The following is a 12,375-nucleotide window of genomic DNA, read 5'->3' as shown; positions in this document are numbered from 1 at the left end:
GTGAACCAGAAGGAATCTGGCTTCGGCGAGTCCAACTTGTCGCGCTGGCGTGTTCGGCCCACCGAGCGGACCATCCAAGTATGGAGTTGAGCAAGGAGTGGCTGACGTACTTCGAGGTCATCGCGCTCGTTGCCGGAGCCGTGCTCGCGCTGCTATTTGTCGGCCTGCAGGTTGGGTTTGAACGGTGGAGAAACACGGCGCTGCGAATCTATGTAGCGGCGACGACATTGTTGGAACTCGCCTCGCCGCTGACTATCAGCCTATTCGCGCTGCTACCGGGCGGCCGGTGGTGGCTTGCCTGCTTCATCGTTTCGGCGCTTGGGCTGGCCTCGGTCGTCGGTCATTTGGTGGTTTATGGAATGGATTGGTACGGAAGGAAACAGCTCAAGTTTCTTGATCATTTTCAGATGTGGGCAAGCGTCGTCATCTCCACGACCGTGTACACCCTGGTGCTCCTGGCCGGCCTCTGGCGGGATGATCTGGCGTGGGTGTTTGTCGCTGGTTATGCATGCATTTGGCTGATTATCTCGGGCATGTTTGAGTCGTGGTTGTTGGTGACGGTACCGACGAACGGCATCGCGTCCGAGCAAGTCGCTAACGACGCGAAGACCGGAGTGGCCAAACCAGTTGAAATAAGGCTAAAGGAAAGCCCACCGTCCCTCGATCCCATGCTCGCAGCGGTTGGCGGCGCGACTGCAATGGTTCTCGCCCTGGGCGCTGTTCGAATGCGGCTGTGCAGTAAGCAGGTTCACAATCGTTAGGCACTGCACGGTCGCCTACGGTTGCCACACTTCCGGATTCTCGGACAGTAACGTCTGCTGAGGCAGTCCGGACAAGGCCCTGATTTCGCAGAATCTTGATGACGTCGCGGATGACGATCGCCGAGACATTGTGACGCTCTGTCAGCTCACGGACTGAGGCTAGCTGCGTCCCGGGACGCAGTGCGCCGCTACGGATCTGATGTGCGTACTCGTTCGCGATGGAGATGTATGCCGGTGTGGCCATGAGATGACAGTACGGGGGTGTTACCGACACCGGATCGGGGTTAGGGCCAAGGCCGCGCAGTTTAGGATTCTGCCGGGTTGTCAACTGGGCAGGATCTGTACGCTGACCTGGGTTTTGTAGATGTTGCGGTCGATCGGGCCTTTGGCGCGGTGTTTGGATATAGCGCGTTTGACGACACGGGGGCTGGTGCGGGCGCGGCGGGCGGGTAGTGGTGCGGCCAGGACGGCGCGGCCGATGGCGCCGGCGAGGTCGACAGCGCCATCGGCGATGATGCCCGCGGCATAGATGAGCTGGTCGCGTGCGCTGTGCAGGGCAATGGTGAAACTGCCACGGTCCGGGCGCAACGTGCCGGTGGCCAGAGCAGTGTCAGCGATGGCGGTGCGCAGGGCTTGATAGGCGACCAGCAGTGCATAGATCTCCTGGGTGACCAGTTCGGGCTGGCGGGCACGCAGGACACGGCCGCCTCAGAATGCTCGACTTCAGCTCGAAGTAGCTGGTTTCGATTTCCCAGCGCTGATGGTAGAGCTCCACCAAATCCATTGCAGGGTAACGCTTATCGTCTGCGAGTGTGGTGATCAGCCGGTCGCGTTCGACCCGCTGGACCGTCCGGGAACCGCGCGTGGCGGTGACGACGATATCCGCGTCGATGATGCGCACCGCAGTAGCACCGATGCGGGTGAGCCACGACCCGTCGCCGAGGCGGGCAAGGACCGGCATTTTGCGTTTGTGCTGGCCACGAATCAGCAGGTCTGCGCCGGTCACTGCGGGCAAGGTCGCGGCATGTCAACGCTGCGTCCCTATGGACGGGCAACCCCCGCATAATCAACCAACCCACCGCGACGAACGGCTCCGGCTGTCCGGCCTGTTCCCGAACTGCTCCACCGACCATCACCGCCTCGAAGGGGCTGACCGAGTGAGCGATGTGCTTGTCGCGCATATCGCAGATGAACTTGTGGACCTTGCGGGCGGCGCCGGGCTCATCCTGGGGAAGCTGTTCCAACACAGTCACATCCAGCTTCCCTCGAACACCGGTCCCGAAGCACCGGCTGTATGCGATCGCAGCTGAAGAGAAAAACGCTTGCCGCTCCACCCAGTGGTCTTCATCGTCGGGAGTCTCTAGCAGTCCTGCCAGTCGGTCGAAGCTTTCTGCGGCAAAGGTGAGATCCTCAACGAATCCCAGCAGGTCATAGAGCCTATCGACCTGCGCCACATCTTCGATATTCACGAGCTGGAAGGTTTCGCCTTCTCCTCCATCAACGCTCACGTCGAACTCCGTCCTCCTGGTTGCGATCGATAGCCGCTCGATGTAATCACGCCCCCTGACGAGCATCAGCTGACCGAGCGGTAGTCAGACCTCCGGATCGTCGAGATCCGCGAAACTACCCACGACCGACTCCACATGCGCGACGACTTCAGGTACCGCACCCAGTGCAATCTCACCGTTTCCGTTGGTGAACATAAGCTCCAACGTAGGGCGCGGTGGTTGATCCAAGGTCACCCCCTCTGACCATCGGACCGTCTGGAAGCTGTCGTCGTCTACTTTTCGGATGATCCCCACTTTGGCAACCAAATCGAAGCTGTTCGGCTTGAGGACGGGCCAAGGCCGAATCATCATGATCGTCAGACCTAGGTCGTCGGGTAGCTGGGGGAAGGTCGCCGACTGCGAGAATATTCCTGCCGTGACAAGGCTCAGCTCACGGTGTTTCGACGGGTTGTTGATCGCGTGAAGGGCGGGCAGGACGGTCTCAACCCCGTTCGCTTGGTTGAACGGCTGTGCCGCGTGTAGCCGTTCGATCGCGGCGGGCCACGCCGTCGGGATCTTCTTCACCTGTTTGCCGAAGGCGACCGGATCGACCGCGATCGGGAAATAGACCTGGTTCGCTTGCTTCCCGTCCCGTTCGCCACCTCCGGCGAGAAAGACCTGCCATGCCACGTAGTCCAGGGCGTCCCTCAAAGCGCCGAACACATCTCCGGCAATTAGGGACAGGTCTACGACTGGTTCCCTCTGCATCCCAGCGAACCACGAGTACTTGGCCAACTCGTCGTCTTTAATCTCGATCCTGAGCAAGCCGCGGTCGTTCTCCCACGCGTTGTACGCGTCGAGAAGTTCCTGCATACGCCGCTTCGCGTGCGCGACCTTCTTGTTCGCGTCGGTCCAATCCATCATTGCCAAGCCTCACCACTCTCTCGTTGTCGGATGCGAATCCTTCTCGCTAATCCGTCAACATGCACGAGGTTTTCGAGCACGAGTTGAGAGATCGAACACGCGGGTGAGAAAGCAGCAGAAGCCCCCATACAGCATCGACCGCAGTGCGGATCGCGCGAGCAAACTTCAGTTGGTCCGGCTACGAAACCCGCTCAGCGACTCTCGTGGCGAGCGATCACCCGGCGTGCTCGCTGCACATCCTTCTCACCGGAATAGTCCACGACCTCCCGGCCTCTGTCGCTGTACTCTCCTGCTCGGGCCGCAGCCACCAGGCTAGCGAGCTTCGCAGCGAACTCCTCTGCTTCTTCGAGGTTCATCGAGAGATGAACACTCGGCTCTTTGGGCTGGGTCTGGCCGAAGAGTTCGACGGTGATACTAGGATCCCAGCTCTTCCCGTCGTTGTCCTCATGCGGAGGAATCGAATACGCGTAGAAGTCCAAGGGACGGTTGACCGTAAACATTGCGTGCATGGCGGCAACTGTATCCAACCCCACCGACACAGCTAGGGTTTCGCAAACCTCCACACACTTACTGCGCGGCTTATCGGCCGCGTGACCCTGGACAGTGGTGGCCTGCATTGTGATCCCGCGCCCCTCGCACCTCAAGAGCGCCGATGGCGTCCCTGCGGGATCAGCTTCGCTGACTCGTGACCCGTGAGCCTCTGTGCGTGACGGGCGGGCCCTATGGGCAGGCGGGTCGCCAGCCCCGACGAGTGCAACCCGCCACCGAACAGGGCCAAGAACCCGCGCAGCCCCGAACATACGAAACCGGCGGACAGCCGAGGACCATCCGCCGGAATTGAGGCAGCAGGGAGACAGCGAGCGCATTGAGATCGGTTGGTATCCGATAACGCGGGATGCAAGATATTCGCATATCAGAAGTACTGCGAGGTATGGGAGATTGGGCCGGAACCGCGTTCGGGACGAAGTGCACGGAAGCCTGGTTGGCGCTGCAGCCCCTTTATAGTGGATCTCCATCCACGATGGTTTCGCCCGCAGCGAGGCGCGCTGACGTTGCGATCCGTAGTGCCATCTCGGCGAATTCGATCGCCTGCCCCGGTGTCGAGACCGATGTGTGGACTGCTTCGTTTCGAACGCGCACAAGGTATTTGCCAGCCTCTGCCTCGTTGGGAGTCAGCAATTCCTGTCGCACGCACGCCCTCAGCAGCTCGTTCAATCCACGTGGACGGTCCGAAGTATCGTCACGTCGAGCGAGGACTTCGCGCAGCGTTGTCTCAAGTCTGCCGCTTGCTAGAGCGATCGCCGCCGCCGGGGCGATAGTCGTGAGCTGCTCCACCTCGTCCAGGAACTGTGTCGAAGGTGGAGGAAGAGCGATCTGGTGTTCCGCAGAATCAGCCGGGCCGAGGGCCTCTTCAGCCTTCTGTAGGTCGGCATCCACCTTCCGCCTCAGCGACAGCCCGCCACTACCGATGGAAGCTTCTTCGACTCGGTCATCGAGCAGAATCTTAAACCGTGTGGCTATATCACCAAGCTGGCGACGAAAGACCACACCACCCGTGATCGCGACCGCCGGCCACGCAAGGTTGCCTGTCATCGCAGCAAGAAACGATAACCAATCCACGGCGGGATCGTACCCGGCCCGTATACCCGGCGACCCAACAATCAACTGCCGCTTGAGCATCCGACACCGAAGCGAACGGTCCAGCCTCGCTGATCTCGGGCCGGAAAGTGCCATGGAACCGTTCCACTTCCCGTTCTGATTCGGAGAACCCGGCTGCGTCAACTGATGCGCGATCCCATTCTTACGGCAGATCTTGTCGAACAGCACCTCATACCGGCTGAACCAATCGGTGAACTGCTTACCGTTATCGGTGATCACCTCCTCGGGCACCCCATACCGGGCCAACGCCTGCGCGAACGCCACACACACCGCGCGAGCAGTGGCCCGCTCGACAACCGAGGCCATCACACAGAACCGCGAATGATCATCGATACCGGTGACGATCTTCGCCTCCCGCACCTGCCCGGACACAGGATCGACCAGCTCGATACCACCGACGATGTCCACACCCCACAACTGCATCGGCCCCGGCCGCTCGAACCGAACAAACGACTCCCGGGGCCGCTTGGCCTGGCGCTGCCGCAACAAACCCTGCCTGGTCAGAATCCGGTCGATCGTCCGCTCCGACGGCACCGCGGTCCCCTCCAACTGCCACACCTGAGGTTTCCGCAATAGCTCCAACCGGATCCGGCGCGACCCCCACCGCGGATGCTGACGCCGCATCTCCGTCACCGCGACCTCCACCACCGGCGGCACCTGGTGCGGACACGACCGCGGTCGATGCGACCGATCCGCCAACTCACCCACCTGCTCGGACAAATACCGCCCCACCCACCGATGCACCGTCGACCGATGCACCCCGACCTGAGCCGCTACCTCACCAACCCCCGCACACGCCAACACCGCCCGAACCGCATCCAACCGCCGCTCCACAACCGACAACACAACGAGCGCCAATCCAGGCCTCCCACAGACGAAGACGCCCCACGGAGACGCCCCGACACAGAATGCCGATCACGACCATGTCGCACATCAACTGACGAATACCTGTCGCACATCAACCATCGGAGGACATTGCCCTTCGCGAGTTGTTGCCGAATTTCGCCGTATAGGAACAAGAGCGCCCCGGCGGCGCTGCGCGCCGCCGCCGCGCTGCGACGCGCAGCGCGGTTCCCTGAACGGCGGTCACCGCGGCGCGTCGGCGCGTCGGCGGCACACCGGCCGCCGGGGCGCATTCTGGTCCTGTTCGCATGTTCTGGCATCCGCTTTGGCGACGTGGCAGCACGCAGACTGTTCGACTCTGGCCGCTTTCGTTCATCGGGCAGTGCTGGGCACGACGCCAGCCGTCCCCGACTTGCTCTCCCGCAGCTCGCCCACGAATCGGCCGACATCGTTCGTGGGGCCTGGCCGTGGTCCCGCCAGCACGGTAACAACTCTCAACGTCTGCTCCGATAGTCCGGTCGTCCCGAGAATCCGGAGTAGGCAATTGAAGACCGTCAAGGTACTGCTGTTCATCTTGTTCTGGCCGTACGTGCTTATGTACTGGGGTGTTCGGTGGTGCCTGGCGCACCCCAAGGAGACCAAGCAGGCTTACCGATCGGTGGCCGCCCGTATCTACAGGTACCCGAAATTGATAGCGGGTGCTGGTGTCGTGGGTGGTGCGGCCATCTCGATCGGCAACGCGATCAACGGTCACCCCGAGAACATCAAGGCTGGCTCGATCCTGGCCGCAGTGGTCGTAACAGTGGTGGTGGTCGTTTGGTGGCTCGAACGAAGCAGGATCGCATCCGAGATCGCTTCCCGCGCTGACGCACAACACGCGGCCTACCTACGAGGAGAAGACATCGGCATTTACGGCGATGAAGGCCGTCCGCAGCTTTGAACCGTCGCGAACCGAGGTATCTCGTGGTGGCGGAACCCCTGCCTCCTCATGGCCCGATTGTCTGACCTCACTCGGCCGAGTCAAGGGAAAGAACGCCCTTGACACGACCTCCCTCAGCTCAGGATGGCCAGTATGAGGAAGCAGGGGAAGGGAAGTCGCCGGGCTTACCCTTCGGGATCGTCCCCTACCCTGGCGGTCGCGGTGAGGGTGAATTCCACTTTAAGGTGGACGCCGACGAAGATCTTGTCGAGGAATTGCAGAACGTATTGCTCTCGCGTGCTGTTCGCATCGAGATGCACTTCGACAATGCCTTCCTTTTTGGCTACCAGATCCGCGCCTGCTTGCAGGCCCAACGGACTCACCAGGATCCCCCCAGCTGCACCAAGGTCTCGGATTCGATAGGCAAACCCGCCGAGAGTGTCCTGATTTACCCGCTTTTTCGGGTATCGCTTGCACTCGACCAGGATGATTTGCTCGTCATCAAGCCTCACCCCTTTGGCGTCGACTTCCCAAGGAGTGCCTACCTCGCCGACGAGCCGCTGCTTCCCCTCAACCCGCGCAAGTCCGAGTTCACTGGCGAGCCTATCCAACAGGAACTCGGTCACTTCCTCGTAGTCTCGCCACCGCTTCGACTTCTCCACCATTCCCCCTTGAACAATGCGAACTGACGGACTCGGTGTCATCAGAGTGTCACAAGTACCGCGAACGTTCCCGGACAACCGGATACCGAATCACCACATCATGATCACCCGTTGACCGACCAAAGGCACCTGGAAATCGCCCGAGCCTGCCTCAGGAGCAGAAGGCTGAAAGAACAGTCGGGAACCCGGTCCCGCCCGATCGTTGCCAACTTCTACAACCGCGCTCCCTTTTCCAGGTTGCACTGGCGGCAGAGAATCTGCAGATTGTTCACGCTGGTGGCCCCGCCGCGGCTGAGTGGGATCACGTGGTCGAACTCCAGGTAGTGGATGGCTCCGCATTGGCAGCATTTGCCGCCGTCGCGTTGATATACCTCGGCTCTGACGTGCGGCGGGATTGAGCGGCTGTCGCGTTGCCCGGGTGCGAGGACCAAGCGTTTGGCGACGCGCAGCGCACCCTCGAGAACCGCGGCGACCCATTCGGGGTCGTGTACTTGGTAGGTACCGCCCCCGCGGGCGGTGGTCGCGGACACGATGACGTTGCCGTACTCACTGGTGACCGACACGATCTTTGCCCACGGGAGTTCGCTGCCCGCGCCGGAACCGACGAACCGAAGCTTCTTGTTGCTCGCGATGATTCGCCCCGGCGTGTGTTTGGGGCCGTTGGCTAGATACTTGACGTGCAAGGCGTCGGCATCGAGGTAGGTGAACTCGTCAGCTTCCAGGTGTACGCGCGGCGACTGCACCCGAGGCAGTTCCCCGGCCCGCACCTGCGTAAGGGATCGGCCGCGCAGCATCCGTCGGCGGAGCTCCTCGATATGGCGCTGTGCGGTGTTCAGGTTGGTCACTGCGCTCAGCGTGGCCACCGCACGTTCGAACTCGTTGAGTTCGCGTTCCTCGATCTGGCTGTCGGCGAACGCGAAAGTCACCACACGCTCGAGGTATGCAATTGCCAACGGTGTCAACGCTTCCCTGCCGGTATCCGCATGCACCTGGTGGAACATCAGCGAAACCCAAAGCGTGTCCCACTCCGGCCCGTGAGGTCCGGTTGTGGCAAGTACCTGCGATGCTTGGGCGCGCCAGCCCTGCATGATCTGCCGAACATCGTTCTCACACCAGCGGCACGGCCGAGTCCCGCGAAAGCGAGACTGCTGGACAGGACGCCCGCATCGTTCGCATACTCCTTGTCCAGCGGGAAATATCTGGCGACGGTCCTCGCTCAAGCCCTCCTGCCACCATCGCTGCCAGCCAGGGCGGTCCGGGTCGGCGTACCAGCCGGGTTGCATATTCGGCTGAGCGGAATGCGCGCTCGAGGAGGCTGTAGCTGACGCCCGGGCGTGCTGGGTATGCGTGACAGACGCCGCCAGACCCGGCGCGGGTGCAGGAGCAGGCGGCGGTTCGGGCTCGTCGTCAACCTGCACACCGAACTCCTGAGCAAGTCCACGCAGACCGCTGCTCCATCCCTGTACCACGCAGCGGAACTTCCACGCTCCGTCTCGCCGGTAGAACTCGCCCAGGACGATCGCGGTCACGGCTTCGGTCTGGTTCACATCGAACGAGAGAGACACATTTCCGCTGCCTTGCTCTCGTACGGATACGGTGAGTCCAGAGGTATCGCGAAACGATCCTTCTTCAACCGATCCGGTGATCACGATCCGCGAAATCTCCGGCTCGACTTCAGCGAGTGCGACGGTCACATCTGCACGAGCCGTCGCCCCCTCGGTGAGCGACACCGCTCCAGAGGGATGACGGGGTGCGTTGTAGAACACGAAGTCGTTGTCGTCGCGGATTTTGCCTGTCTCGGTGACCAGGAGTGCCTGCGGATCGACCGCATGTTCCGCGGACCAGGTGAGTGTGACGGCCATCTCCGATGTGGGTACGGACGCGTTGGCTCCCGGTGTCAGCTTCATGTATTCGCGCCTATCACGCCAGTAATTGATCTTGGCTCGACCACGATGCCCCCTCCTCCAGCCCTGAACGCTGCCTCACCATATCGACCCGCTCATGGGATCGTTACAGAGTTTGCCCATGACGTCAGGGAACAATGAAGGGCGTCGCGGCTCCCTGCTTGAGCAGCATTTTTTCGCGGGACCATTACGGGACCACACGCTGTACGCGACCACGAACATTGACGACGTAGGCGACCCCTGGCGCACACCGCGATATGCCGCCTGACCTGGCCGATCAGCACAAGCCCCGACCGCTTACTGACACTGGTGAAAGTCACCATGTTCGGGACCCTGCGCGCGTATGACGCACGGACCGGTCGCCGCGTAGACGAGCCGGTCTCAGATCCGGCGAACCTCGATTTCGCTCGGAGGCCGAGCCCTTGCAGCGGTCGCGAATCGGTTCGGAAGACTTCGGCTGCTCGATCCGGTAAGGATGGAACTGCTCGGCTCCGAACTCAGAGGACACGACGGCACAGTCCAGGCAGCTGTCCTGGTCGCGCAAGAGCAAGAGCGCAATTTGCTGGCAACCACAGGAACGGATCGGACGGTAAGACTGTGGAGCCTGCGGGAAGCGCTGGGCGTTCGGCCGGGATTGCAACAGCCAGTGCCGCGAGTGGACATTGGACAGATCCGTTTCGGAGATGCCGCAGCCCAAATCATAGGTAAGCGAGGAATCTTCGGGGCGACCTCGACCCGCAGCCTGCCGCTGGATGTCACATCGGACGCAAAGTGGCAGCACTTTGCCGACATGGCCGTGATTTCCGGCTTCAATGGCCGAAAGTTGGTGGCCGCCGGTACCGATCAGGGCTATGCCCACATGTTCGACGCTGCCACTGGCGCTGTGGTGGGGCCGCGGCTTCAGGTCCTCGAAAGGTCACTGTGGCGTCTGGCCCGCGTGCCGACGAGGGGCGGTGACATGATGGCCACCTACAGCGGCATCTACGGTGAGGACGGGTGGGATAGCGAGGGTCGGCAGCTGTGGGATCCACACTCCCGTCAGCGGGTCGGTTCGCGCGTGGGTTTTCCAACCGAACTGCTCGATCTCGGTGTGGGCACTGCGTTTCGGTCAGCAGACGGGCGTCGAATCGTCGTGGCAGGACTGGTACACGGCTTCGCCCGCTGCTGGGACCTCGACACCCACCGGCCCCTGACGCCGAAGCTACCGGTAGACGTTAGAGCCGTAACTCCAGTCGAATTGGCCGACGGTTCAACCGTTCTTGCCACAGGCGACGTGAACGGCCTGATCATTTTGTGGAACCCACTGCCAGGAGCGCGGATCGCGAAACTCGGCAAGCACGACGGCGTCGTCCGTGCGCTGGCAACCATAGGAGAGCCAGGAGGTGCACGTGTGGTCGTCTCCTACGGTGACGACGACACGCTTCGAGTCTGGGATCCGACCACCCGCACCCAACACCATCGCCTCGTGCTGGGCATCGCGGTGCGGTGCGCGCGCTCGCCGCCGGATCGCGGCTGTTCCTAGCCGACAACTTCGGGTTGCTTGCGTTGGAGTTGAATCAGGACCTTGCCCACTGAAAACGAGTACTGTGCAGGTCCGAGGCATGATCCAGCGTGCCAAGAAGGTGCCAAGACCGACGCATACGAGCTGGACTCAGCCGGACACGCCGGACATGATCATGCCTCTGACCTGGACAGGACAGACTCAGCAGGACTGCCCAGTACGGAAAACAGCACTCTGGGGGTCAGGTGGTCGCAGGTTCAAATCCTGTCAGCCCGACAGACAAAACCCCTTCCGACCAGCGTCGGAAGGGGTTTCTGCTTTCCGCGACACGCCGTGGCATTTGAACCGAGCCAGTCAAAGTCTCATACTTTCGGACTCTGCCCGCGGGCCCACGCCTCGAGCACGGCCCGGTTGTCGGGCACCGTCTCGGGCACGTCGATGTAGTGGGTCTTGGCGACCTCGCGGGTGTTGCCGAGTTGACGGGCGGCGCGTTCGGGGTCGCCGGAGGCGTGATCGACCGCGATGGCCACGCCTTTGCGGAAGGTGCGTGGGGTGACCCAGGCGAAGTCCTCGCCCCGGGCGGCCCGCCAGATGCGCCCGAAGTTATTCGGGTTGCGCACCGAGCCGTTGCGGGCTGGGAACAGCAACCGGTCCGGGTTGGGGCGCGCGGTGACCTCGAGGTCCTTGATCGCCTCGCGGACCGCTTCGACGGTGTGCTCGGGCAACAGGATCCGCCGCCACCCGTTCTCGGATTTCGGTGCCGGTTTGCGCACCCAGCCGCCGGCACCGGCGCCCTTGATCTCCACCAGGGTTCCGGTCACATCGAGATAGGGGTCGCTGGCATCGAGATCGATATCGTCCAGGAGCAGTGCGAACACCTCATGCGGACGCATCCCGGTCCCGGTGATCACATCCACCACCCACACCACCGTCCAGTCCCGGGCGGGACCGCTGGTGTAGGCGGGAGTGCCCGGAATGGCCTCCCCTCGTGCCCACGCCCGCACCTGGGCTCGAAACGCCGGGAGCGCGGCGTGGTCCTGTACCTTGCCGCGGGCCGGGTTCCGGCGCCGGACGAAGGCGCCGACCCCGTCTACGGGGTTGGTTTCCAGCGCACCGTGGCGGACCGCGATCTGCATCATCGCGCGCAGGATGATTTTGTGCTGCTTGGCTTTCCGTCGCAGCCCGAGCGCGACCAGTCGTTTGAGGTGTCGGTCGATCTCCCCGGAAGTGGCCTGCCAGATCTGCATATTCCCGACCGAGTTCTCGATCTTGATCGTGGCCTTGTTGGCGCGTCGGTCGGTGGAGACGAAGATCTCGCGACGATAGTCCTCGACGTTGCCTTCGGTGTAGGCGTCGTCGTTGCCCAACTCGACCAGCAGTTCCGCGGCCAGATCGATCAGCTTGGTCGTACGAGTGATCCGCCCGTAGCCGATCTGCTCGCGATGATCACGCATCGCCTCGGCCAAACGATTCCGCGCTTCGTCCGGACTTACCCCGACGCGTTCGAGCTGCACCCGACCGGCAGCGCCGTAGTAGTACACCGTGGTGCGCCACCGCCCATTGCGCTGCTTCTTCGGCTTGGTCGGCACCCCGAAAGTACCGACCGGCTTCGGCAACCTACCGCCCATCACACCCTTCCCGACATTCTGATTGCTACTGATTCACTGGTGCACAGCCAGGCTCTCGAAAGAATTCACATACGCGTCATGCGCTTC

The 12,375-nt window shown here is 62.2% G+C and carries 11 protein-coding genes and 1 pseudogene; 3 read left to right on the top strand and 9 right to left on the bottom strand.

Annotated features, from left to right (window positions below; translation table 11 throughout):
- Positions 1 to 80 precede the first annotated feature (80 nt).
- Positions 81 to 761, top strand: coding sequence for a hypothetical protein (locus tag ACQPZ2_RS30395; protein WP_433527720.1), 681 nt, complete (start codon positions 81 to 83; stop codon positions 759 to 761).
- Between the two features lie 76 nt (positions 762 to 837).
- Here ACQPZ2_RS30395 and ACQPZ2_RS30390 read toward each other — a convergent pair.
- The 6 genes and pseudogenes from ACQPZ2_RS30390 to ACQPZ2_RS30365 form a co-directional block, all read right to left on the bottom strand.
- Positions 838 to 1,005, bottom strand: a pseudogene (locus tag ACQPZ2_RS30390) (GntR family transcriptional regulator); the annotation flags it as partial.
- A gap of 80 nt (positions 1,006 to 1,085) precedes the next feature.
- The gene (locus ACQPZ2_RS30385; RefSeq protein ID WP_433521595.1) at positions 1,086 to 1,349 is read right to left on the bottom strand and encodes a hypothetical protein; all 264 of its coding nucleotides are present in this window, start codon (positions 1,347 to 1,349) and stop codon (positions 1,086 to 1,088) included.
- A gap of 22 nt (positions 1,350 to 1,371) precedes the next feature.
- On the bottom strand, positions 1,372 to 1,767 hold the full coding sequence (locus ACQPZ2_RS30380; RefSeq protein WP_433521594.1) for a transposase: 396 nt from the start codon (positions 1,765 to 1,767) through the stop codon (positions 1,372 to 1,374).
- Positions 1,768 to 2,353: 586 nt separating this feature from the next.
- Positions 2,354 to 3,172 (bottom strand): hypothetical protein, encoded by an 819-nt coding sequence (locus tag ACQPZ2_RS30375; protein ID WP_433521593.1) that lies wholly within the window; start codon positions 3,170 to 3,172, stop codon positions 2,354 to 2,356.
- Positions 3,173 to 3,363: 191 nt separating this feature from the next.
- Positions 3,364 to 3,681, bottom strand: a complete 318-nt coding sequence (locus ACQPZ2_RS30370; RefSeq protein WP_433521592.1) for a hypothetical protein — start codon at positions 3,679 to 3,681, stop codon at positions 3,364 to 3,366.
- Between the two features lie 490 nt (positions 3,682 to 4,171).
- Complete coding sequence (locus ACQPZ2_RS30365; RefSeq protein WP_433527562.1) at positions 4,172 to 5,665, bottom strand: DDE-type integrase/transposase/recombinase; 1,494 nt, start codon at positions 5,663 to 5,665, stop codon at positions 4,172 to 4,174.
- Positions 5,666 to 6,218: 553 nt separating this feature from the next.
- Between ACQPZ2_RS30365 and ACQPZ2_RS30360 the strand changes: the two genes are divergently transcribed.
- A complete protein-coding gene (locus ACQPZ2_RS30360; RefSeq protein ID WP_433521591.1) occupies positions 6,219 to 6,614 on the top strand; it encodes a hypothetical protein in 396 nt (131 codons plus the stop codon).
- Positions 6,615 to 6,778: 164 nt separating this feature from the next.
- On the opposite strand, the gene ACQPZ2_RS30355 is transcribed toward ACQPZ2_RS30360, so the two are convergent.
- Together ACQPZ2_RS30355 and ACQPZ2_RS30350 are read right to left on the bottom strand one after the other, a co-directional pair.
- On the bottom strand, positions 6,779 to 7,258 hold the full coding sequence (locus ACQPZ2_RS30355) for a hypothetical protein (protein ID WP_433521590.1): 480 nt from the start codon (positions 7,256 to 7,258) through the stop codon (positions 6,779 to 6,781).
- Positions 7,259 to 7,467: 209 nt separating this feature from the next.
- Entirely contained in the window at positions 7,468 to 9,162 is a 1,695-nt protein-coding gene (locus tag ACQPZ2_RS30350; RefSeq protein ID WP_433521589.1) for a TerD family protein, read from the bottom strand.
- 472 nt (positions 9,163 to 9,634) lie between these two features.
- Here ACQPZ2_RS30350 and ACQPZ2_RS30345 point away from each other — a divergent pair, with 472 nt between their 5' ends.
- Entirely contained in the window at positions 9,635 to 10,681 is a 1,047-nt protein-coding gene (locus tag ACQPZ2_RS30345) for a WD40 repeat domain-containing protein (RefSeq protein ID WP_433521588.1), read from the top strand.
- Between the two features lie 341 nt (positions 10,682 to 11,022).
- On the opposite strand, the gene ACQPZ2_RS30340 is transcribed toward ACQPZ2_RS30345, so the two are convergent.
- A complete protein-coding gene (locus ACQPZ2_RS30340; RefSeq protein ID WP_433521587.1) occupies positions 11,023 to 12,288 on the bottom strand; it encodes a hypothetical protein in 1,266 nt (421 codons plus the stop codon).
- Positions 12,289 to 12,375 lie beyond the last annotated feature (87 nt).

This window comes from Nocardia pseudovaccinii, assembly GCF_050942345.1.
Lineage (GTDB): Bacteria > Actinomycetota > Actinomycetes > Mycobacteriales > Mycobacteriaceae > Nocardia > Nocardia pseudovaccinii.
Note: the sequence above shows the minus strand (reverse complement) of the source record. Positions and strands in the feature narration are given on the sequence as shown.